Source organism: Aeromicrobium sp. 636, from assembly GCF_024433585.1.
GTDB lineage: Bacteria > Actinomycetota > Actinomycetes > Propionibacteriales > Nocardioidaceae > Aeromicrobium > Aeromicrobium senzhongii.
The window spans coordinates 311,699-332,113 of sequence record NZ_WNJU01000001.1 but is presented as its reverse complement, the minus strand read 5'-3'; the positions used below and the strand labels follow the sequence as shown (position 1 = coordinate 332,113).

The window sequence follows — 20,415 nt, the reverse complement described above, 5'->3', positions numbered from 1 at the left end:
AACGGCGCAACCCTGCCGTGAGGGCGGGACGCGGACGCCCGGTGAGCATCATCACTCCCCGGCCCGGAACAAGCCGCCGCGCCCGCGCGTTGGGACCACTGGTGTCCCTCGGGGCACACTCGACTCGCCATTCCCCACCGCGCAGGAGCACCGTGACCACCACCGCCGCCACCTCGGCACCCTCGAGCAACGACCGTTCGGGCCGCCTGATCGCCCTGCTGGTCGGCTCGGCGTTCGTCGTGATCCTCAACGAGACGATCATGAGCGTCGCCCTGCCCGAGCTGATGCGCGAGTTCGACGTCCCGGCGACGACGGCCCAGTGGCTCACGACCGTGTTCCTGCTGACGATGGCCGTGGTCATCCCCATCACCGGGTTCCTGCTGACGCGCTATCCCCTGCGCCGGGTCTTCATGGCCGCGATGATCTCGTTCACGGCCGGCACGTTGCTGGCCGCCGTGGCGCCGACCTTCGCCGTGCTGGTCGCCGCTCGCGCCGTCCAGGCCGTCGGCACCGCGCTGATGATGCCGCTGCTGATCACGACGATCCTCAACCTGGTCCCCGCGGAGCGCCGCGGCCGCATGATGGGCACCGTCTCGATCGTCATCTCGGTGGCCCCCGCCGTCGGGCCCACGATCTCGGGCCTCATCCTCGACCAGCTCGACTGGCGATGGATGTTCTGGCTCGTGCTGCCGATCGCCCTGCTCTCCCTCGGGCTCGGTGCCGCGTGGGTGCGTAACGTCACCGAGCCGGTCGACGTCCCGATCGACGTGCTCTCGGTGGTGTTGTCGGCGCTGGCCTTCGGTGGGCTGATCTACGGACTCAGCAGCATCGGCGCGGCCGCCGCGGGCGAGACCCCCGTCGACCCCTGGATTCCGGTGGCCGTCGGCGCCGTCGCACTCGTCGTCTTCGTCCTGCGCCAGCTCTCGCTCCAGGACCGCGCGCTGTTGGACCTGCGCACCTTCGCCCACCGGACCTTCACCATCGCCGCCGGCCTCGTCGCCGTCAGCATGATGGCGCTGTTCGGCACCTTGATCCTGCTGCCGATCTACCTGCAGACCGTGCTGGGGCTGTCGACGTTGAAGACCGGCCTCGTGCTGCTGCCCGGTGGCGTGGTCATGGGCCTGCTCGCACCGATCGTGGGTCGCCTGTTCGACCAGTACGGACCGCGGCCCCTCGTCGCGCCCGGCGCCGCCGTCACCTCCGTCGCACTGTGGTCGATGTCGATGTTCGACACGAGCACGACGCAGGGCACCGTCATCGCCGTGCACGTGCTGATGAGCATCGGGCTCGCGCTCATGTTCACGCCGCTGATGACGTCGGCGCTGGGCTCGCTGCCGCACCATCTGTACTCCCACGGCAGCGCGACGGTCTCCACGTTGCAGCAGGTCGCCGGCGCCGCGGGCACGGCGCTGTTCGTCACCGTGATGACGCGTCGGTCCGTCAGTGACCTCGAGTCCGGCGCCACGGTGGTCGACGCGACCGCGGCCGGCGTCCACGCCGCGCTCTTCTACGGCGGGCTGATCTCCGCGGTGGCCGTGCTGGTCGCCCTGCTGGTCAAGGGCCCGAAGTCCGAGACCTCCGTCGTCGTGACCGACGGGACGCAGACCCCCGCGCGTTGACCCGGACCCGTTCCACCGGCGTTCGTGAGGCGCCCGACACACCCGGTCCCACACCGCGGCGATCGAGTTTCGCGTCGCGCGGACTGACGTATGCTCGGGGAACAGTTCGGATCCTTCCCGAGGCCCAGGCGAGCCCGCCGCCGGCTGGAGGGTCCCAGCAGCCACCGCTGTCACACCGCTGAGGACTTTCACCCATGACCGAGTTCGTTCCACAGTTCCGTCCCGACGCCACCGCCGCGCTCACCGAGGCGATGTCGCAACGGATCCTCGTGCTCGACGGCGCCATGGGAACCGCGATCCAGCGAGACCGTCCCGACGAGGCCGGCTACCGCGGTGAGCGGTTCGCCCAGTGGTCCTGCGACGTCCAGGGCAACAACGACCTGCTCACGCTGACGCAGCCCGACATCATCGCCTCGATCCATCGCGAGTATCTCGAGGCCGGCGCCGACATCATCGAGAGCAACACGTTCAACGCGAACGCGATCTCGTTGCGCGACTACGACATGGTCGACCTCGCCTACGAGCTCAACTACACCTCGGCCCAGCTGGCGCGCTCCGCCGCGGACGCGGTCGGCACCCCCGACCGCCCCCGGTACGTCGCCGGCGCCCTCGGTCCGACCACCCGCACCGCGTCCATCTCCCCCGACGTCAACGACCCCGCGGCCCGCAACGTCACCTGGGACGAGCTGGTCGACGCCTACCTCACCGCCGCTCGCGGCCTGGTCGACGGCGGCGCCGACCTGCTGATGATCGAGACGATCTTCGACACGCTCAACGCCAAGGCCGCGATCTTCGCGGTCGAGACCCTCTTCGAGGAGACGGGACGTCGCTGGCCGGTCGTCATCTCGGGCACCATCACCGACGCCTCCGGCCGCACGCTCTCGGGCCAGACGGTCGAGGCGTTCTGGAACTCGGTCCGGCACGTCAAGCCGCTGCTCGTGGGCCTGAACTGCGCCCTGGGTGCCGACGAGATGCGCCCCTACATCGCCGAGCTGTCGCGCATCGCCGACTGCCACATCTCCTGCTACCCCAACGCCGGCCTGCCGAACGCCTTCGGCGAGTACGACGAGGCACCCGACCAGACGGCCGCCACGCTGCACGAGTTCGCCGAGAGCGGCTTCATCAACGTCGTGGGCGGCTGCTGTGGAACGACGCCGGCGCACATCGCGGCCATCGCCGAGACGGTCGAGGGGCTCAGCCCCCGCGAGGTGCCCGAGATCGCCCCGGCGCTGCGCCTGTCCGGACTCGAGCCGCTGACCGTCACCGAGGACTCGCTGTTCGTCAACGTCGGCGAGCGCACCAACATCACCGGCTCGGCCCGCTTCCGCAACCTCATCAAGGCCGAGGACTACACCTCCGCCCTCGCGGTGGCCCTGCAACAGGTCGAGAACGGCGCGCAGGTCATCGACATCAACATGGACGAGGGCATGATCGACGGCGTCGCCGCGATGGACCGGTTCTGCAAGCTGATCGCCGCCGAGCCCGACATCAGCCGCGTCCCCGTCATGGTCGACTCCTCCAAGTTCGAGGTCATCGAGACCGGGCTGAAGGCGATCCAGGGCAAGTGCATCGTCAACTCGATCTCCCTCAAGGAGGGCGAGGAGCGCTTCGTCGAGCACGCGCGCCTGTGCCGCAAGTACGGCGCCGCGATCGTCGTCATGGGCTTCGACGAGGACGGCCAGGCCGACAACCTCGAGCGCCGCCAACAGATCGCCAAGCGCGCCTACCGGATCCTGACCGAGCAGGTCGGCTTCCCCGCCGAGGACATCATCTTCGACCCGAACGTCTTCGCCGTCGCCACGGGCATCGAGGAGCACGCCCGCTACGGTCTGGACTTCATCGAGGCCACCGCCTGGATCAAGCAGAACCTGCCCGGCGCGCTCGTCTCGGGTGGCGTCTCGAACGTCTCGTTCTCGTTCCGAGGCAACAACACGGTCCGCGAGGCGATCCACGCCGTCTTCCTGTTCCACGCCATCAAGGCGGGCATGGACATGGGCATCGTCAACGCTGGCGCCCTGGTCCCCTACGACGCCGTCCCGACCGAGCTGCGCGAGCGCATCGAGGACGTCATCCTCAACCGGCGCGAGGACGCCGCCGAGCGCCTGCTCGAGATCGCGTCCGAGTACGCCGGCACCACCGAGAGGACCGAGGCCGCGGCCGAGGAGTGGCGCTCGCTGCCCGTGGGCGAGCGGATCACCCACGCCCTCGTCAAGGGCATCGACGCCCAGGTCGAGGAGGACACCGAGGAGCTGCGCCAGCTGATCTCCGAGCGTGGCGGCAAGCCCATCGAGGTCATCGAGGGCCCCCTCATGGACGGCATGAACGTCGTCGGCGACCTGTTCGGTGCCGGCAAGATGTTCCTGCCCCAGGTGGTCAAGTCGGCGCGGGTCATGAAGAAGGCCGTCGCCTACCTGATCCCGTTCATCGAGGCCGAGAAGTCCCCCGACGACGTCAGAACCTCCAACGGCACGGTCATCATGGCCACCGTCAAGGGCGACGTCCACGACATCGGCAAGAACATCGTCGGCGTCGTGCTGCAGTGCAACAACTACGACGTCATCGACCTCGGCGTCATGGTGCCGGCCCAGAAGATCCTCGACGCGGCGCGTCAGCACAACGCCGACGTCATCGGGCTGTCCGGCCTCATCACCCCGTCGCTGGACGAGATGGAGAACTTCGCCGCCGAGATGGCGCGCCAGGAGTTCGACATCCCGCTGCTGATCGGCGGCGCCACCACGTCGCGAGCCCACACCGCCGTCAAGGTCGACCGCAAGTACCCCGGGCCGGTCGTCTGGGTGAAGGACGCCTCGCGCTCGGTCCCGGTCGTGGCCGCGCTGCTGTCCGACGAGCAGCGGCCGAAGCTCATGGCCGATCTCAAGACCGACTACGACGCGCTGCGTGAGCGCCACGCCGCCCGCGGCGACTCCCGTTCCCTCCTGCCGCTGGAGGCCGCCCGCGCCGACGCCACGGCGATCGACTGGAGCGACTACAAGCCGCCGGTCCCGGCCTCCCCCGGCATCCACGAGTTCGGGCCGTTCCCGCTGGGCGAGCTGCGCGAGTACATCGACTGGCAGCCGTTCTTCAACGCGTGGGAGATGAAGGGCTCGTTCCCCGACATCCTCAACTCGCCCACGCACGGCGATGCCGCGCGCAAGCTGTACGACGACGCGAACGAGATGCTCGACCGCATCATCGCCGAGGACTGGCTGACCGCCCGTGGGGTCGCCGGCCTGTTCCCGGCCGCCCGCGACGGTGACAGCACGATCGTGTTCACCGACGAGTCCCGGACGACCGAGCTGACGCGGTTCCACCACCTGCGCCAGCAGACCGCGCACCGCGAGGGCGTCCCGCACCGCTCGCTGGCCGACTTCGTGGCCCCGGTCGACACCGGCCTGCCCGATTACGTCGGCGCGTTCGCCGTGACCGCCGGGCTGGGCAGCACCGAGCGGGTCGCGGCCTTCAAGGCCGAGCTCGACGACTACTCCGCGATCATGGTCGAGGCCCTGGCCGACCGGCTGGCCGAGGCGTTCGCCGAGCGCCTGCACGAACTGGTCCGCACCGACCTGTGGGGCTACGCCCCGGACGAGAAGCTCAGCAACACCGAGCTGATCAAGGAGAAGTACGACGGCATCCGCCCGGCGCCGGGTTACCCCGCGTGCCCGGAGCACACCGAGAAGAGCACGATCTGGTCGTTGCTCGACGTCGAGGCGCGCACGGGCATCGAGCTGACCGAGTCGATGGCCATGTGGCCGGGCGCCTCCGTCAGCGGCCTGTACTTCTCGCACCCGCAGTCGCAGTACTTCGTCGTCGGCCGGATCGGCCGCGACCAGGTGCAGGACTACGCGGAACGCAAGGGTTGGACGATCGCGGAGGCCGAGCGGTGGCTGTCGCCGAACCTCGGTTATCGGACCGAGGATGAGTAGGCTGGCAGGGTGACCGACGCCCAGATCCCCGTCCTGCGGAATCCGTGGATGATCGCCGCGTTCGAGGGCTGGAACGACGCAGCCGACGCGGCCACCAGCACGATCGACCACCTGCTCGAGGAGTGGGACGCCGAGATCTTCGCCGAGCTCGATCCGGAGGAGTTCTACGACTTCCAGGCGGTCCGCCCGGTCATCGCCCCGTCCGAGAACGGTGTCCGCGACATCGTGTGGCCCACCCCCACGCTGTACTTCGCCCGTCCGCCGCGCCTGGACCGCGACGTCCTGCTGCTGCGCGCGGTCGAGCCGAACTACCGCTGGCAGACCTTCTGCGCCTCGGTGGTCGAGATCGCCCAGCGCGCCGGTGTCCAGGAGCTCCTCACGCTCGGGGCCCTGCTGGCGGACAGTCCGCACTCCCGTCCGGTTCCCGTGACCGGCACGACCAACGACCCGGTGATGCTGGAGCGGCTGTCCCTCGAGCAGTCCCGCTACGCCGGCCCCATCGGCATCACGACCGTTCTCGGCGACGTCGCCGCGCGGGCGGGCATGGCGACGGCCGCCATCTGGGCGGCCGTGCCGCACTACGTGGCCGAGCCGCCCTGCTACAAGGCCACGCTCGCGTTGCTCGGAGCCGTCGAGGACGCCGTGGGCGTCGGACTGCCCCAGGGGGTCCTGCAGGAGATGTCCGAGGCGTGGCAGCGCGGGGCCGACGAGCTGATGGAACAGGACGAGGACCTGCGCGACTACGTCCAGTCACTCGAGACCGACCGCGACACCGACGACCTGCCCGAGGCCTCGGGCGACGCCATCGCGCGCGAGTTCGAGCGCTACCTGCGTCGGCGCCCCACCGAGGAGACCTGAGGCCCGCAGGCCCGGCACCGGCGCACCGGGGTCAGAGCGCGATGCCGAGCAGCGCGTCGACCGCCGCGCGCATCTGGGCCGGCGCCTGGGCGTCGTTGCCCGTCGAAGCCGTCCACGCGTCGACCGCCGCCAGCGCGGCGGGCGCGTCGAGGTCGTTCGTCAGAGCGGCCCTGAGCTGATCCACCAGCTCCTGGCCGGACGGTCCGGCCGAGCGATCGGCCGCGGCCCGCCAGCGGGCCAGGCGCGCCTCGGCGACCTCGATCTCGTCGCCGAACCACTCCCAGTCCTCGCGGTAGTGGTGCGCAAGCAACGCCAGCCGGATCGCCATCGGGTCGCGGCCCTCGACACGCAGCTTGGAGACCAGGACGAGGTTGCCCTTGGACTTGCTCATCTTCTCGCCCTCGTAGCCCACCATCCCGGCGTGCACGTACGAGCGGGCGAAGGGCTCACCCGTGGCGCGCTCGGCCTCGGCGGCCGACATCTCGTGGTGCGGGAAGACCAGGTCCGATCCCCCGCCCTGCACGTCGAACGCCGAGCCCAGGTGGTGCAGGGCGATGGCCGAGCACTCGATGTGCCAGCCGGGCCGACCGCGGCCGAGCTCGGTGTCCCAGGCGGGCTCGCCCGGGCGCTCGGCCTGCCAGAGCAGACAGTCGAGGGGATCGCGCTTGCCGGGACGCTGCGGGTCGCCGCCACGCTCGGCGAAGAACTTCAGCATCGCGTCGGTGTCCAGACCGGAGACCTCGCCGAAGCTCGGCGCGGAGCGCACCTCGAAGTACAGGTCGTCGTCGACCCGGTAGACCGCGCCGGTCTTGTCCAGCCGCTGGATCAGATCGATGACGAGCGGGATCGACTCGACGGCGCCGATGTAGTGCTCCGGGGGCAGGACACGCAGTGCGGTCATGTCGTCGCGGAACAGCTGGGTCTCGCGCTCGGCGAGCGCCACCCAGTCCATGCCGGTCGCCGTGGCCCGCTCGAGCAGCGGGTCGTCGACATCGGTCACGTTCTGCGTGTAGTGCACGTCCAGGCCGCGGTCGAGCCAGACCCGCTGCAGCAGGTCGAAGGTCAGGTACGTGTTGGCGTGTCCCATGTGCGTGGCGTCGTACGGCGTGATGCCGCAGACGTAGAGGCGCGCGGCACCCTCGGGGTCGACCGGGACGACCTTCCCGGCGGCGGTGTCGTACACCTGGACGGGTGGTCCGTCACCGAGCCCGGAGTCCGAGAGTCGTGGGATCGGTGGGCGGGACCAACTCTGCATGTCGCCGAGCCTATCGGGAGACCGGAAGCCACAATGGGCAGGTGATGATCGACTGCGCCGTCTACGTCGACGGGGTGCGCCGCGACACCGACCACGACCCCGACGACCTCGCCGAACGGTTGGCCGGCCTGACGGGCAACGACTTCATCTGGGTCGGCATCAACAACCCGACGCACGACGAGATGGAGCGTCTCGGCAAGGCCTTGCGGATGCACCCGTTGGCGGTGGAGGACACGATCGGCGCGCACCAGCGGCCGAAGATCGAGCGGTACAGCGATCACGTGTTCATCTCGATGCGCGCCGTGTCGTACAACGACGACGACATCACCACCAACGAGGTGAACATCTGCCTGGGTGCGCACTACCTGCTGACCGTGCGCCACGGTGGGGCGTCGCTCGTCGACGCGCGGCACCGGGCCGAGGTCTCCCCCGAGCGGCTGAGCCACGGGCCGATCGTCGGGCTGCACGCCGTCGTCGACTCGATCGTGGACCACTACGAGTCGGTCGCCGCCGAGCTCGAGACGGACGTCGGCGAGGTCGAGACCTCGGTCTTCTCGCCCGACCGCACCGAGGACTCCCGTCGCATCTACCGGCTCAAGCGCGAGACGCTGGAGTTCCGGCACGCCGTCGCACCGCTGCGCGACCCGATGAGCCGCTTCGCGACCGTCGCCGACCCGGAGGCCCTGCGGCCCTACTTCCGCGACATCGCCGACCACCTGCAACGTGCGGTGGACGCCATCGACTCGATCGACAGCCTGCTGTCCAACGCGCTCAACGCCTACCTCGCGCAGCTGAGCGTCCAACAGAACGAGGACATGCGCAAGCTCGCCGCGGGTGCCGCGCTGTTCGCGATCCCGACCGCCGTGGCCGGGGTCTACGGGATGAATTTCGAGCACATGCCCGAGCTCTCGTGGACCTTCGGCTATCCCGCCTGCCTGGCCGCCATGGGTGGCACCTGCTGGTACGTGTACCGCCGCTTCAAGAAGTCCGGCTGGCTCTGAGTGCCCGTCAGCCGGCGACGGCGCCGGTGATGACGCCGGCCCAGAGCAGGCCGAGGACGAGTGCGCCGAGCGCGACGCGGTAGATCACGAACGGCTTGTACGAGTGGTTGCTGACGTACTGCAGCAGCCAGTGGATGACCGCGAGGCCCACGACGAACGCCACGGCGGTTCCGACGATGGTCGGGACCGTGCCGTAGGCGTTCTCACCGCCGGGGATGTCCTTGAGCTTGTAGACACCGGCGCCGACGACGGCGGGGATGGCCAGCAGGAAGGCGTAGCGGGTGGCGGCCTGGCGCTCGTAGCCCAGGAACAGGCCCATCGAGATCGTGGCGCCCGACCGGGAGACACCCGGGACGAGGGCGCAGGCCTGGGCCAGACCCAGCAGGATCGCGTCGCGGGACCTGAGGTCGGCGATCGGCTTGGTCTTGCGTCCGAGCCGCTCGGCGAGACCCAGGACCAGGCCCATGCCGATCAGCATCGAGGCGATGAACCACAGGTTCCGGAACTCGCGGTCGATCGCGTCCTCGAGTGCGAGGCCCAGCACGACGATCGGCAGTGAGCCGACGATGATGAACCAGCCCATCCGCCACTCCGGTGCCTGCCGCGCCTCGGCGTTGAACACGCCGCGGACCCAGCCCGAGCCGATGGTCCAGATGTCACGCCAGAAGTAGAGGATGACCGCCAGCTCGGTGCCGATCTGGACGACCGCCGTGTACGCCGCGCCGGGGTCTTCCCAGCCCAGCAATTGCGGCACGATCGCCAGGTGAGCACTGCTGGAGATGGGCAGGAATTCGGTGAGTCCCTGGACGATGCCCAGGATCACGGAGCGCAGCAGATCCACCGTGCGAGCCTACACACGAAGTTCCGAGCCACCGACTAGCCTCGTCGCATGCACGCGCGTCGGCTCGGGGGTTCGGGTCTCCAGGTGTCGCGGCTGGGCCTCGGGACGATGTCCTGGGGTGCGGCCGTCGACGAATACGTCGCTGACGAGCAGTTGCGCGTCTTCCTCGACGCCGGCGGGACCCTGCTCGACACCGCGCCCATCTACGGCGACGGCGGATGCGAGCAGGTCATCGGGTCCCTGCTGGCCAAGCACGGCGTCCGCGACCGGGTCGTCCTGGCCGGCAAGGCCGGCGTGATCCGTCGCGACGGACATGCCGTGGTCGACGGCTCCCTGCGGTCGCTGATGCGCCAACTGGACCAGTCGCTCGCCGATCTCGGCACCGACCACCTCGACCTGTGGCAGATCCACCGCTGGGACGACGCCGTCCCGGTCGACGAGACGATGGCCGCGCTCGATCAGGCGGTGCGCTCGGGCCGGGTCCGTTACGCGGGCATCAGCAACTTCACCGGGTGGCAGACGGTCGCGGCCCAGCACGCGTTCACGCGCCTGGGCGGCGGCGTCCCGCTGGTCAGCACGCAGATCGAGTACTCGTTGGTGCGCCGCGACCCCGAGATCGAGACGATCCCGGCCGCCGAGCACGCCGGCATGAGCGTCCTGGCGTGGTCTCCCCTGGGCCGAGGCGTCCTCACCGGCAAGTACCGCGCCGGTGTACCCGGCGACTCACGCGCCGCCGACGCGCGATGGGAGGCGTTCGTGGCGCCGCACCTCACGTCCTCGAAGGCCCGCGTCGTCGACGCGCTCGCGGCCGCCGCCCAGGGTCTGGGCGTCCCGGTCTCCCACGTCGCCCTGGCGTGGCTGCGCGACCGGCCCCAGGTCGGCTCGGCGATCGTGGGAGCCCGCACCACCGCTCAGCTCCAGGAATCCCTCGAATCGGAGACACTGGAACTGCCGCCCGAGATCCACGCTGCGCTCAGTGATGTGTCAGAAGGAGCACGATGATCGACTACGAGTTCTGGGATGTCTCCATCTCGCGGACGAAGTCGCGAAATGCCGTGTGCCAGTGGCTGACGCAGGCGGCCGAGTTCCAGGGATGGGAACTCGACCGCCTCCGCAAGGATCCGACCGGTCATCGCACGGTGCGGCTGCGGCGCAAGATCATCCGCATGCGCGCGACCGTCTGACCGTCGGTCAGTCGTCCTTCGGCTCGCCTCGCGAGCGTCGCAGCGCCCGGCCTCGGGCGATGTCCTTCTCGGCCTTCTTCTTGGCCTTCTCGATCTGGCGGGTGTCGCGCGGAGGCAACTGGATCTCCTCCTCGGCCGGCAGGCCAGCCTGCAGCTCACGACCGCGCTCCAGCTCGGCATCGAGCTCGGCGCCGAAGAGCAGGGCCAGGTTCGTGATCCACAACCACAGCAGGAACACGATGACGCCGGCCAACGAGCCGTACGTCTTGTTGTAGTTCGAGAAGTTCGAGACGTAGAGCCCGAACAGCGCCGAGGCCACGATCAACACCACGATCGCGACCACCGCGCCGAGGCTGATCCAGCGGAACCGCGGCTGCTTCACGTTCGGCGTGACGTAGTAGAGCAGCGCCACGATGAAGACCACGACGATCAGCAGGACCGGCCACTTGGCGATGTTCCACACCGTCACGGCCGTGTCGCCGAGACCGACGGCGTCGCCGACCGCCTGCGCGGCAGGACCGGTCAGGACGAGCCCCAGGGCCACGACCGCGGTCAGCGCCACGAGGACGACCGTCAGCAGCAGCATCACCGGACGCAGCTTCCAGATCGGCCGGCCTTCACCGATCTCGTAGATGCGGTTCATGCCGCGGCTGAACGCATTCACGTAGCCCGACGCCGACCACAAGGCCGCGACGAGACCGATGATGAGGCCCAGTCCCGAGTTCTGGCTCTGGCCCAGCTCGCGCAGGGTCGGCTCCAGGGTGTCGGCCGCACCGGAGGCGCCGAGGTCGCGCAGGATCTGCATGAGCGCGTCGACGGTCTCGTCGCTGCGCCCGACCAGGCCGACGAGCGACAGCACCGCGACCGCGGCCGGGAACAGCGCCAGGATCGAGTAGTACGTCAGCGCTGCGGCGAGGTCGGTGCACTGGTCCTCGGAGAATTCACGCGCCGTCTTGCGCAGCACGTAGAACCACGAGGGCTTGGTGAGCTCCTTCGGGGAGTCCGGGCCGCTGTCCTTGCCAGGTTCAGCCATCAACGCCCCCGCCGCAGCGACCGCAGCACCAGGAACGCCAGGCACAGCGACGTGATGCCGGCGGCCAACGCCAACACCTCCGGTCGCGGCTTGCCGTCCTGGTCGGTCAGGGACTCGCGGGTGGAGTCCTTGAAGTCGTTCAGGGACTCGCGGGTGGAGTCCTTGAAGTCGTTCGCGGAATCCTTGACGCGGCTCTTCACGTCGAACTTGGCGGCGAGTTCGTCGACGGTGTCGGCGAGCTCCTCACGCGTCCGTTCCACCTCGTCACGCAACTCGTGGATGTTCTCGTCACTCATGGCACTCCTCGGGATCAGTGGTCTCGGGCATGTCGGACGGCGTCCACGTCGGCCTTGACGCTGTCCATCGTGCCAGTGGGAACCGGCGGACCGGCTTCCTGCACCCGGCTCTTGCCCAGCAGGGCCGCGATGCCGGCGATGACCAGCAGGACGACCGCGACGATGAGCGCCGCCAACCACGCGTCCATGACCAGCGCCAGAGCCAGGATGATGGCGGCGAGCAGGACACCGACCCCATACAGCGCGAGCAAGCCGCCCACGCCGATGAAGCCGGCCCCGATGCCTGCCTTCTTGGCCCGCCCGGTCACCTCGGCTTGCGCGAGCCGCATCTCGTCACGGACGAGCGTCTTCATCTCGGTTGTCAGCTTGGAGATGAGCTCACCGGTGGTGGCCGACGAGTGATCCGACTGCTCTTGGCTCATTGCCCGGAGACTCCCGTGGAACGGGTGCCGAATTCGGTCGAGCCCGTGCTGGTGCCGGTCGAGCCGGTGCTGGTGCCGGTCGAGCCGGTGCTCGAGCTGCTCGAATCGGTGCTGGACTTGCTCGCACCGGGCACGTGCTCCTGGGCCACGTCCTGGACCTTGTGCGTCGCGTCCTGGACCTTCGGGTTCTTCCAGAGGCTCTGGGCCTTCTCGACGATCTGGTCGTAGCGCTCGCGACCCGAACGGGCCCCGAGGACGTAACCCGCGCCGAGTCCGACGAGGAACTTCAACTTTCCGGCCATGGTGATCCCCTGTGTGTCTCGCGACCGCCCGAATGACGGTCTGTGCCGAGGGGGTACCCAGGTGTCGACCGGGTATGCGCCTCTCAGGCCAGATCGAGGAATTCGTCGAAGACCCGGCAGCCGAACTGGAGCGCGTCGATCGGGACGCGCTCGTCGACGCCGTGGAACAGTGCGGTGAAGTCCAGGTCGGCCGGCAGCCGCAGCGGCACGAACCCGTACGACCTCATCCCCAGCTTGTGCCACGCCTTGGCGTCGGTCCCCGCGGACATGAGGAACGGCGCCACGTGGGCCTGCGGGTCGTGCTTGAGCAGCGAGACGGTCATCGCGTCGACGAGGTCTCCCTCGAACGGGTACTCCAGCGGGATGTCGAGGTGGTACGGCTCGACCGTGACGGTGTCTCCCGCGATCTGCTGCACGCGGTCGACGAAGCCGTCGTCGTGCCCGGGCAGCGGACGGCCGTCCACGTACGCGACGGCCTCGCCGGGCACGACGTTGTGCTTGTAGCCGCCCTGGACCATCGTCGCGTTGGTCGAGTTGCGCAGGCCCGAGCCGATCATCCGGGCCGCCGGCCCGAAGTGCTCGAAGAGCTCGTCGGGCGTGCCCTCGGCGCCGGTCAGCTCGCGCACCTTGTCCAGCAGGATCCGCATGGAGGGGCCCGGCTCGGACGGCCACTCGTGCTCGCCGAGGTTGACCAGTGCGCGCGCCAGGTGGGTGACGGCGTTGTCCGGGTTGCGCATCGAGCCGTGGCCCGCGGTTCCGGCCGCCTTGAGCCGCAGCCACGCGATGCCCTTCTCACCCGACTCGATCAGGTAGAGGCGCTGTCCCGCGACCTGCGTCGAGAAGCCGCCGACCTCGCCGACCGCCTCGGTGCAGCCCTCGAACCACTCGGGATGCTCGGCGACGAGCCAGTGCGCGCCGAGCTGACCTCCGGCCTCCTCGTCGGCCGTGAAGACCAACAGGATCGGGCGGTCGGGGATCCGGCCGGTCCGCTGCCGGTCGCGCACGACGGCGAGCATGATCGCGTCGAAGTCCTTCATGTCCACGGCGCCGCGGCCCACGACGTAGTCGTCGACGATCTCGGCGGCGAACGGGTCGACCGACCAGTCGGCCGCCTGGGCCGGCACCACGTCCAGGTGTCCGTGCACGACCAGTCCCGGGCGGGTGGAGGTCTGGTCGCCCCAGCGAGCGACCACGCTGGCGCGGCCTCGCTCGGACTCGAGGATCGTGGACTCGATGCCGACCTCGGCCAGGCTGGCGGCGACGTACTCCGCCGCGGCGCGCTCACCCGGGCCGGACGAGTCGCCGAAGTTGGACGTGTCGATCCGGATCAGGTCACGGCAGAGGTCGACGACCTCGGTCTCGGCAGCGGACATGCCACCCACCCTAGCCACGGAGCAGACGGCTCAGCACGGACGAGACCATGAGTCCGAGGAGCCGCCGCACGACCGGGTCGAGGAACCCCGGGACGCCGATCACCGAGACCTCTTCGTCCCACGTGACGATCGACCCGGGCCCGTCAGGCTCGACCGTGATCGTGGCGCTCCCCCGGACGACCCGTCCCCGCTTCACCAGATGGACGCGGCTCGGCGGGTCCCAGTGCGTGACCTCCATCGGGTCGTCGAACCCCAACGGGCCGAGGCCGGTCCGGGCCGTGAACCCGTCGGAGGTGGCCGTGATCGTCGTGAGGGGCACCCGATGCTGCTCCCAGTCCGTCACGCGGGCGAAGGCTGCAGGAGCAGCCAACTGTGATCTACGCCTCACCCGAGTCATCGCCGCCATACTGTCAGCGTAGACTTGAATCCATGTTCAACAAGGGCACGATGCCGTTCACGTCGGTCGCCGACGTCAAGGCCCGCCTCGCCACAGCCGGCTATCTCGCGTCGGACGCCGTCGCCACGACGGTGTTCCTCGCCAGCGAGCTGGGCAAGCCGCTGCTCGTCGAGGGCCCCGCCGGGGTCGGCAAGACCGAGCTCTCGCGGGCCATCGCCCAGGCGTGCAGCGCCGAGCTGGTGCGCCTGCAGTGCTACGAGGGCGTCGACGAGTCCCGCGCGATCTACGAGTGGAACCACGCCAAGCAGCTGCTGCGGATCTCGGCCGGCCAGGACGAGACGTGGAGCGAGGCGAAGTCGGACATCTTCTCCGAGGAGTTCCTGCTCCCCCGCCCGCTGCTGTCGGCGATCCGCAACGACGGCCCCACCGTGCTGCTGATCGACGAGACCGACAAGGCCGACGTCGAGATCGAGGGCCTGCTGCTCGAGGTGCTCGGCGACTTCCAGATCACGATCCCCGAGCTGGGCACGGTGACGGCCACCCAACGGCCTTTCGTCGTGCTGACCTCGAACGCGACCCGCGAGCTGTCCGAGGCGTTGCGCCGCCGCTGCCTGTTCCTGCACATCGAGTTCCCCGACGCCGAGCTCGAGCGCGACATCGTCGCCATGAAGGTGCCCGACCTCGACCAGGCACTGGTCGACTCGGTCATCCGCGTGGTCAACGCCCTGCGTGCCATGCCGCTGCGCAAGGCCCCCTCGGTGTCCGAGACGCTCGACTGGGCCCGCACCCTCGTGGCGCTGGGCGCCGACGCGCTCACCTCCGAGGTCGTCTCCGAGAGCCTCGGTGTCGTGCTGAAGCACCAGGACGACATCGACAAGGCGCGCACGAAGCTGGATCTGGACGCCGTCCTGTCATGAGCGCCCAGGTCGCGACCCGGCTGGTCGAGTTCGTCGAGGCGCTGCGCACCAAGGGCGTCAACGCCGGTCCGAGCGAGACGATCGACGCCGCGGACGTGATGCGCGTCCTGGGTCTCGACGACCGTGAGCTGCTGCGCGAGGGCCTGGCCGCGGCGCTCGTGCGCCGCGGCGGCCAGCGCGACGTGTTCGACCAGACCTTCGACCTGTTCTTCCCGGTCGGCGTCGGCCGCCCCGAGGCCGCCCGCGACGCCGGCGAGGACATGGACGTCGAGCAGATCCGCGAGCTGCTGCTCATGGCCCTGATGGACCGCGACCCGCGCACGCTGGCCCAGATCGCCGAGATCGCGGTGGACGTGCTGGGCGAGGTGGGACAGCCCGGCAGCGAGACCGCCGGCTGGTCCGCCTACCAGACCATCGACCGCCTCCAGCCCCAGACGCTGATCGCCGCGGCCCTGGCCATGCGCCCCGGCGGCGGCAGCGGTCAGGGCGGCCAGGGACTGGGCACCCAGTTCACCGACCGGCTGGCCCGCGACGAGGTGCGCCAGGGCGTCGAGGCGTTCCGCGAGATGGTCCAGGCCGAGGCCCGCCGCCGGTCGGCCGAGCTGCGTGGTCGTGAGCTCGTGGCCCGGCACGCCGTGCGGTCGTCGCGTGAGCACGTCGATTTCCTCAGCGCCAACCGCCAGCAGCTGGAGGAGCTGCGCCGGTCGGTGAAGCCGCTCGCCCGCGTGCTGGCGACCCGCCTCTCGGCCCGCCGCCGACGCCGGCGCCGCGGCAAGATCGACATGCGGCGCACCCTGCGACGCGCCATGGGCACCGGCGGCGTGCCGATGCGGCCCGTCTACGAGAAGCCGCGACCGAACCGCCCCGAGCTCGTCCTGCTGTGCGACGTCTCGGGGTCCGTGGCCGGGTTCTCCAACTTCACGATGCTGCTCACCCAGGCCCTCAGCGCCCAGTTCAGCAAGGTGCGGGTCTTCGCCTTCGTCAACGCGATGGCCGAGGTCACCGACATCGTGCGCGACGGCGCCGTCTCCGGCGGCGCGGACATCGAGACGCGCATTCGTGCCGAGGCCCGGATCACGAAGTGGCACACCAGCAGCGACTACGGCGAGGCGCTGCTGGACTTCCGCGAGTTCTTCCTCGACGCGGTCGGACCCCGGACCGCCGTGCTGATCCTCGGCGACGCCCGCAACAACAACCAGAACCCGCGGTTCGACGCGCTCCACGAGATCGCGATGCGGTCCCGGCGGACGTACTGGCTCAACCCCGAGCACCACACCCGGTGGGGGCTGGGCGACTCCGAGGCGCTGGCGTACGCCGAGGTCGTGCCGATGTACGAGTGCGCCAACGTCGATCAGCTGACCCACTTCGTGACACGATTGCTGCCTGTCTGAGCGAAGGAGCGCGATGCGCACCCTGATCCGTCTCGCGGTGGTGGCCGCAGTCGCCCTCGTCCTGGCCGCCTGTGGCGGCTCCGAGGAGGCGCCCGACGCTCCGACGACGCCCACGATCACGCCCGCCCCGTCGCGTGGCGTGCCCGCGGGCGTCAAGGAGAGCATCGACACCCCCGCCGGGGTCGTCGTGGGCGAGGGCGGCCAGATCCACGTGGTCACGTACGGCAGCAGCTCCAACCCCGCGGTCGTCCGGGACGTCAGCGCCGAGGGCCAGACCGTCACGGTCGACGTCGGCGCCGTCCCGGGCCGCGCCGCCACCATGGACTACGTCCCCACCACGTCGACGTTCCCGGTGCCCGAGGGCGTGGACACCGGCGAGCCCATCGTCTTCCGGCTCGGCGAGTTCGGTGCGGTGACGATCGAGTCCTTTGCTCCCGGCGCCCAGGCCTGGATCACGAGGCCCGAGTGAGCGCCACGATCAGCGCCGTCCAGGCCGACATCACGACCCTCGAGGTCGATGCCATCGTCAACGCCGCGAACAACGCGATGCGCGGCGGCGGTGGCGTCGACGGGGCGATCCATGCGGCCGGCGGTCCCGCCGTCCTGGCCGACTGCATCGCTCGGTTCCCCGACGGGCTGGCCACGGGCGACGCGGGCTGGACGACCGCCGGCGACCTCCCGGCCCGATGGATCATCCACACGGTCGGACCGAACCGCCACGCGGGCCAGACGGACCCCGATCTGCTCGAGTCCTGCTACCGCCGGTCCCTCGAGGTCGCCGACGAGCTCGGTGCGCGCGAGGTGGCGTTCCCGCTGATCGGGGCCGGCGTCTACGGCTGGTCGAAGGCCGAATCCGTGGCTGCCGCCGTCCGTGCGGTCCACGGCACAGCGACCTCGGTCGAGCGCGTGCTGCTCGTGGGCTACGACGCGGCGGCCCGCGCCGAGATCGAGTCGGCGCTGCGCTGACGGGCGCGGTTGACTGTCCCCATGGCATCTCGGCTGCTGATCCTCGCGGACACCCATCTGCCCAAGCGGGCGAAAGACCTCCCGGAGCAGGTGTGGGACGAGGTGGACGCCGCTGACGTGGTGATCCACGCCGGCGACTGGGTGTCGGTCGACCACCTGAACGACCTCGAGCAGCGCTCGCGACGCCTCGTCGCGGTGTACGGGAACAACGACCACGGCGAGCTGCGCGAGCGGCTGCCGCTGGTCGCCCGCGCCGAGATCGACGGCGTCCGGTTCGCCGTCGTGCACGAGACGGGCCCGGCGAAGGGCCGCGAGGACCGGTGCAGCGTCGAGTACGGCGACGTCGACGTCCTCGTGTTCGGGCACAGCCACATCCCGTGGGACACGACGGCCGAGAGCGGCCTGCGGCTGCTGAACCCCGGCTCCCCCACCGACCGCCGCCGTCAGCCGTTCTGCACCTACCTGACGGCGATTGCCGATGCGGGTGCCCTGCGGGACGTGACGCTGCACCGACTCCCGCCCCGAACCCCGGCGCCAAGGTCTGGCTCCCGCTAGGGTCCGGCACATGACTGAGCGTCCGAGGGCCGTCGTCGCGGGGTGGAACGGATTCATCGGACACCGGCTGGTCGACGACCTCCGGTCACGGGACTACGAGGTCGTACGAGTCGGCCGCGCGGGACCGGACGCGACCTGGTCGGACCCCTCCTCCCTCCGTCGCGCGGTCGACGGAGCCGACCTCGTCGTCAACCTGGCGGGCAAGAGCGTCGGCTGCCGGTACACCGACGCCAACCGCGACGAGATCCTGCGGTCCCGCGTGGCGACCACGCGTCAGCTGCGCGAGGCCATCGAGCAGGCGGGCCACCCGCCACGGCTCTGGATGAACGCCAGCACGGCGACGATCTACCGCTACGCCCTGGACCGTCCGCAGACCGAGTCCGACGGCGAGCTGGGCTCCGGCTTCTCGGTGGACGTGGCGCGGGCGTGGGAGGACGAGTTCTTCGCCGGCGACCTGCCGGGCACCCGCCGCGTCGCCCTGCGGATGGCGATCGTGCTCGGCGGGCCGGCGTCCGACCTGCTGGCCCGCGTGGCGCGGCTCGGACTGGGCGGCCCGCAGTACGACGGGTGGTGGCGCCAGCACCGCCGCTACCGCGGGATCGGCGACCGTCCCTCCGCCGGTCCCGTTCCGATCCACCACTCGCGCGGTCGCCAGAAGTTCTCGTGGATCCACATCGACGACGTGCTCGCCGCCACGCGGTACATCGATGAGCACCCCGGGATCGACGGCCCGGTCAACCTCTCGTCGCCCCGGCCCAGCGACAACCGCACCCTCATGGCCGAGTTGCGCCGGGTCGTGCGGATGCCACTCGGCCTGCCCGCCCCCCGCTGGATGCTCGAACCCGCCCTGTGGGTGCTGCGCAACGAGTCGGAGCTGTTGCTCAAGAGCCGCTGGGTGCTGCCCGAGCGGCTCGAAGCGGCAGGTTTCGACTTCGCCTGGCCCGAGCTGGGACCTGCACTGGACGATGCGGTGCGAAGCCGGAGAAGTCAGCCCGCACGGGCCGTGTAGCCCGCCATCGCAGGCCTTTCGGGGCGCTACGACCGCGTGGATCCCGTGAGATATCTCACGAGGAGGGATTTCTCCGGTTAACGGATATTCACTGGAACCGCAGTGCGATCGCCGGCTCGAGTCGGACGGCTCCCTACACCGTGGGTTCGTGATCGCCTGAATTTCCGACGTAGATTCGCTGTGGCCACAAGGGGCCAGGCCGTGAACACGCTGAACTCGCCGAGGTTCACGGGACCAGTCAAGACGAACACAATCGGCGAGCCGGGGAAACCAGCATTCCGTCGCGACAGCGCGACTTGGGGCTAACCACCACGCGTGGGGCACACCTTCACTGCCAGCCCGACAGGTCTCTCTCCGTAGGCGTTGAAGGAGACTCCCATGCGACACGTCGCACGAATCCTTGCTGCCACGATGGCGGCTTCCGTCCTCGGCGTCGTTGCTCCCGCAACCGCCCATGCCTCGGGCAGCACGACGCCCACCACGACCAGCACGACCAGCACGACCGCCGCTCCCGCACCGACTGCAGCGCAGTTGGCAGCGAAGAAGAAGGCCGCCGAGAAGAAGAAGCGTGCGGCCATCGCGAAGAAGAAGCGCCTGCTGAAGAAGAAGCGGGCCATCATCGCCAAGAAGAAGGCGCTCGCGAAGAAGCGTGCCGCCGCCGCGCGCGGCAAGAAGATCGTCCGCCACGCCGCGAAGTACAAGGGCACGCCCTACCGCTGGGGCGGCACCAGCCCTCGCGGCTTCGACTGCTCCGGCTACGTCCAGTACGTGGTGAAGAAGGCGATCAAGAAGAAGCTCCCCCGCGTTGCGGGTGCCCAGATGAAGAAGGGCAAGAAGGTCTCCAAGAGCAACAAGAAGAAGGGCGACCTGATCGGCTTCTACAGCGGCTCGCGCGTCTACCACATCGGGATCTACGCCGGTGACGGCAAGATCTGGCACTCGCCCCGTCCGGGCAAGTCGGTCAAGAAGGAGAAGATCTGGACCAGCAAGTACAAGGTCCGTCGTCTCTGATCTGACGCATTCGTCGCCGAGGGCGAGCCACCGTCACGGTGGCTCGCCCTTGGTGTCTCTTC

At 69.8% G+C, this 20,415-nt stretch carries 21 protein-coding genes; 13 read left to right on the top strand and 8 right to left on the bottom strand.

All coding sequences use genetic code 11. The features are described from left to right. Positions 1 to 152 precede the first annotated feature (152 nt). The 3 genes from GL325_RS01590 (at position 153) to GL325_RS01580 (ending at position 6,400) form a co-directional block, all read left to right on the top strand. Positions 153 to 1,619, top strand: coding sequence for an MDR family MFS transporter (locus GL325_RS01590; protein ID WP_187411364.1), 1,467 nt, complete (start codon positions 153 to 155; stop codon positions 1,617 to 1,619). A gap of 194 nt (positions 1,620 to 1,813) precedes the next feature. Next, entirely contained in the window at positions 1,814 to 5,542 is a 3,729-nt protein-coding gene (gene metH / locus GL325_RS01585; protein WP_187768384.1) for a methionine synthase, read from the top strand. A 9-nt stretch (positions 5,543 to 5,551) separates the two neighbouring features. After that, positions 5,552 to 6,400 (top strand): PAC2 family protein, encoded by an 849-nt coding sequence (locus tag GL325_RS01580; RefSeq protein WP_255955358.1) that lies wholly within the window; start codon positions 5,552 to 5,554, stop codon positions 6,398 to 6,400. Positions 6,401 to 6,431: 31 nt separating this feature from the next. Here the strand turns inward: GL325_RS01580 and mshC are convergent, their stop codons facing one another. Beyond that, positions 6,432 to 7,655, bottom strand: coding sequence for a cysteine--1-D-myo-inosityl 2-amino-2-deoxy-alpha-D-glucopyranoside ligase (gene mshC, locus GL325_RS01575; protein WP_187768383.1), 1,224 nt, complete (start codon positions 7,653 to 7,655; stop codon positions 6,432 to 6,434). A gap of 44 nt (positions 7,656 to 7,699) precedes the next feature. Between mshC and corA the strand changes: the two genes are divergently transcribed. After that, positions 7,700 to 8,656, top strand: coding sequence for a magnesium/cobalt transporter CorA (corA, locus tag GL325_RS01570; protein WP_223110994.1), 957 nt, complete (start codon positions 7,700 to 7,702; stop codon positions 8,654 to 8,656). Positions 8,657 to 8,663: 7 nt separating this feature from the next. On the opposite strand, the gene GL325_RS01565 is transcribed toward corA, so the two are convergent. After that, positions 8,664 to 9,497 carry an undecaprenyl-diphosphate phosphatase gene (locus GL325_RS01565; RefSeq protein ID WP_187411366.1) on the bottom strand — a complete coding sequence of 278 codons (834 nt, stop codon included), beginning with the start codon at positions 9,495 to 9,497 and terminating at the stop codon, positions 8,664 to 8,666. A gap of 48 nt (positions 9,498 to 9,545) precedes the next feature. Here GL325_RS01565 and GL325_RS01560 point away from each other — a divergent pair, with 48 nt between their 5' ends. Beyond that, positions 9,546 to 10,499 (top strand): aldo/keto reductase, encoded by a 954-nt coding sequence (locus GL325_RS01560; protein WP_187768381.1) that lies wholly within the window; start codon positions 9,546 to 9,548, stop codon positions 10,497 to 10,499. After that, entirely contained in the window at positions 10,496 to 10,681 is a 186-nt protein-coding gene (locus GL325_RS01555) for a DUF5703 family protein (protein WP_154594925.1), read from the top strand. Before GL325_RS01560 ends, GL325_RS01555 begins: the two co-directional genes overlap by 4 nt. A 7-nt stretch (positions 10,682 to 10,688) precedes the next feature. Here the strand turns inward: GL325_RS01555 and GL325_RS01550 are convergent, their stop codons facing one another. The 6 genes from GL325_RS01550 to GL325_RS01525 form a co-directional block, all read right to left on the bottom strand. Beyond that, entirely contained in the window at positions 10,689 to 11,714 is a 1,026-nt protein-coding gene (locus GL325_RS01550) for a YihY/virulence factor BrkB family protein (protein WP_187768380.1), read from the bottom strand. Continuing rightward, entirely contained in the window at positions 11,714 to 12,010 is a 297-nt protein-coding gene (locus GL325_RS01545; RefSeq protein ID WP_154594923.1) for a DUF3618 domain-containing protein, read from the bottom strand. The genes GL325_RS01550 and GL325_RS01545 overlap by 1 nt, the downstream gene beginning before the upstream one ends. A 14-nt stretch (positions 12,011 to 12,024) precedes the next feature. After that, a complete protein-coding gene (locus tag GL325_RS01540) occupies positions 12,025 to 12,432 on the bottom strand; it encodes a phage holin family protein (protein WP_154594922.1) in 408 nt (135 codons plus the stop codon). Beyond that, positions 12,429 to 12,734: a hypothetical protein gene (locus GL325_RS01535; RefSeq protein WP_154594921.1), complete on the bottom strand. Its 306-nt coding sequence runs from the start codon at positions 12,732 to 12,734 to the stop codon at positions 12,429 to 12,431. Before GL325_RS01535 ends, GL325_RS01540 begins: the two co-directional genes overlap by 4 nt. An 83-nt stretch (positions 12,735 to 12,817) precedes the next feature. Then, positions 12,818 to 14,107, bottom strand: a complete 1,290-nt coding sequence (locus tag GL325_RS01530) for a M20/M25/M40 family metallo-hydrolase (RefSeq protein ID WP_154594920.1) — start codon at positions 14,105 to 14,107, stop codon at positions 12,818 to 12,820. A 10-nt stretch (positions 14,108 to 14,117) separates the two neighbouring features. After that, positions 14,118 to 14,450: an SRPBCC family protein gene (locus GL325_RS01525; protein ID WP_223110945.1), complete on the bottom strand. Its 333-nt coding sequence runs from the start codon at positions 14,448 to 14,450 to the stop codon at positions 14,118 to 14,120. A gap of 86 nt (positions 14,451 to 14,536) precedes the next feature. Here GL325_RS01525 and GL325_RS01520 point away from each other — a divergent pair, with 86 nt between their 5' ends. The 7 genes from GL325_RS01520 to GL325_RS01490 all read left to right on the top strand — a co-directional run bounded on the left by GL325_RS01520 (position 14,537) and on the right by GL325_RS01490 (position 20,353). Beyond that, complete coding sequence (locus GL325_RS01520) at positions 14,537 to 15,421, top strand: MoxR family ATPase (RefSeq protein ID WP_222865743.1); 885 nt, start codon at positions 14,537 to 14,539, stop codon at positions 15,419 to 15,421. Continuing rightward, complete coding sequence (locus GL325_RS01515) at positions 15,418 to 16,812, top strand: VWA domain-containing protein (RefSeq protein ID WP_187768378.1); 1,395 nt, start codon at positions 15,418 to 15,420, stop codon at positions 16,810 to 16,812. The genes GL325_RS01520 and GL325_RS01515 overlap by 4 nt, the downstream gene beginning before the upstream one ends. A gap of 13 nt (positions 16,813 to 16,825) precedes the next feature. Beyond that, positions 16,826 to 17,281 (top strand): hypothetical protein, encoded by a 456-nt coding sequence (locus GL325_RS01510; RefSeq protein ID WP_187768377.1) that lies wholly within the window; start codon positions 16,826 to 16,828, stop codon positions 17,279 to 17,281. Beyond that, positions 17,278 to 17,778 (top strand): macro domain-containing protein, encoded by a 501-nt coding sequence (locus tag GL325_RS01505; RefSeq protein WP_187768376.1) that lies wholly within the window; start codon positions 17,278 to 17,280, stop codon positions 17,776 to 17,778. The genes GL325_RS01510 and GL325_RS01505 overlap by 4 nt, the downstream gene beginning before the upstream one ends. Positions 17,779 to 17,799: 21 nt before the next feature. Then, positions 17,800 to 18,333, top strand: a complete 534-nt coding sequence (locus GL325_RS01500) for a metallophosphoesterase (protein WP_187768375.1) — start codon at positions 17,800 to 17,802, stop codon at positions 18,331 to 18,333. A gap of 10 nt (positions 18,334 to 18,343) precedes the next feature. Beyond that, the gene (locus tag GL325_RS01495; RefSeq protein WP_187768374.1) at positions 18,344 to 19,342 is read left to right on the top strand and encodes an epimerase; all 999 of its coding nucleotides are present in this window, start codon (positions 18,344 to 18,346) and stop codon (positions 19,340 to 19,342) included. Positions 19,343 to 19,720: 378 nt separating this feature from the next. After that, positions 19,721 to 20,353: a C40 family peptidase gene (locus GL325_RS01490; RefSeq protein ID WP_154594914.1), complete on the top strand. Its 633-nt coding sequence runs from the start codon at positions 19,721 to 19,723 to the stop codon at positions 20,351 to 20,353. Positions 20,354 to 20,415: the final 62 nt, after the last annotated feature.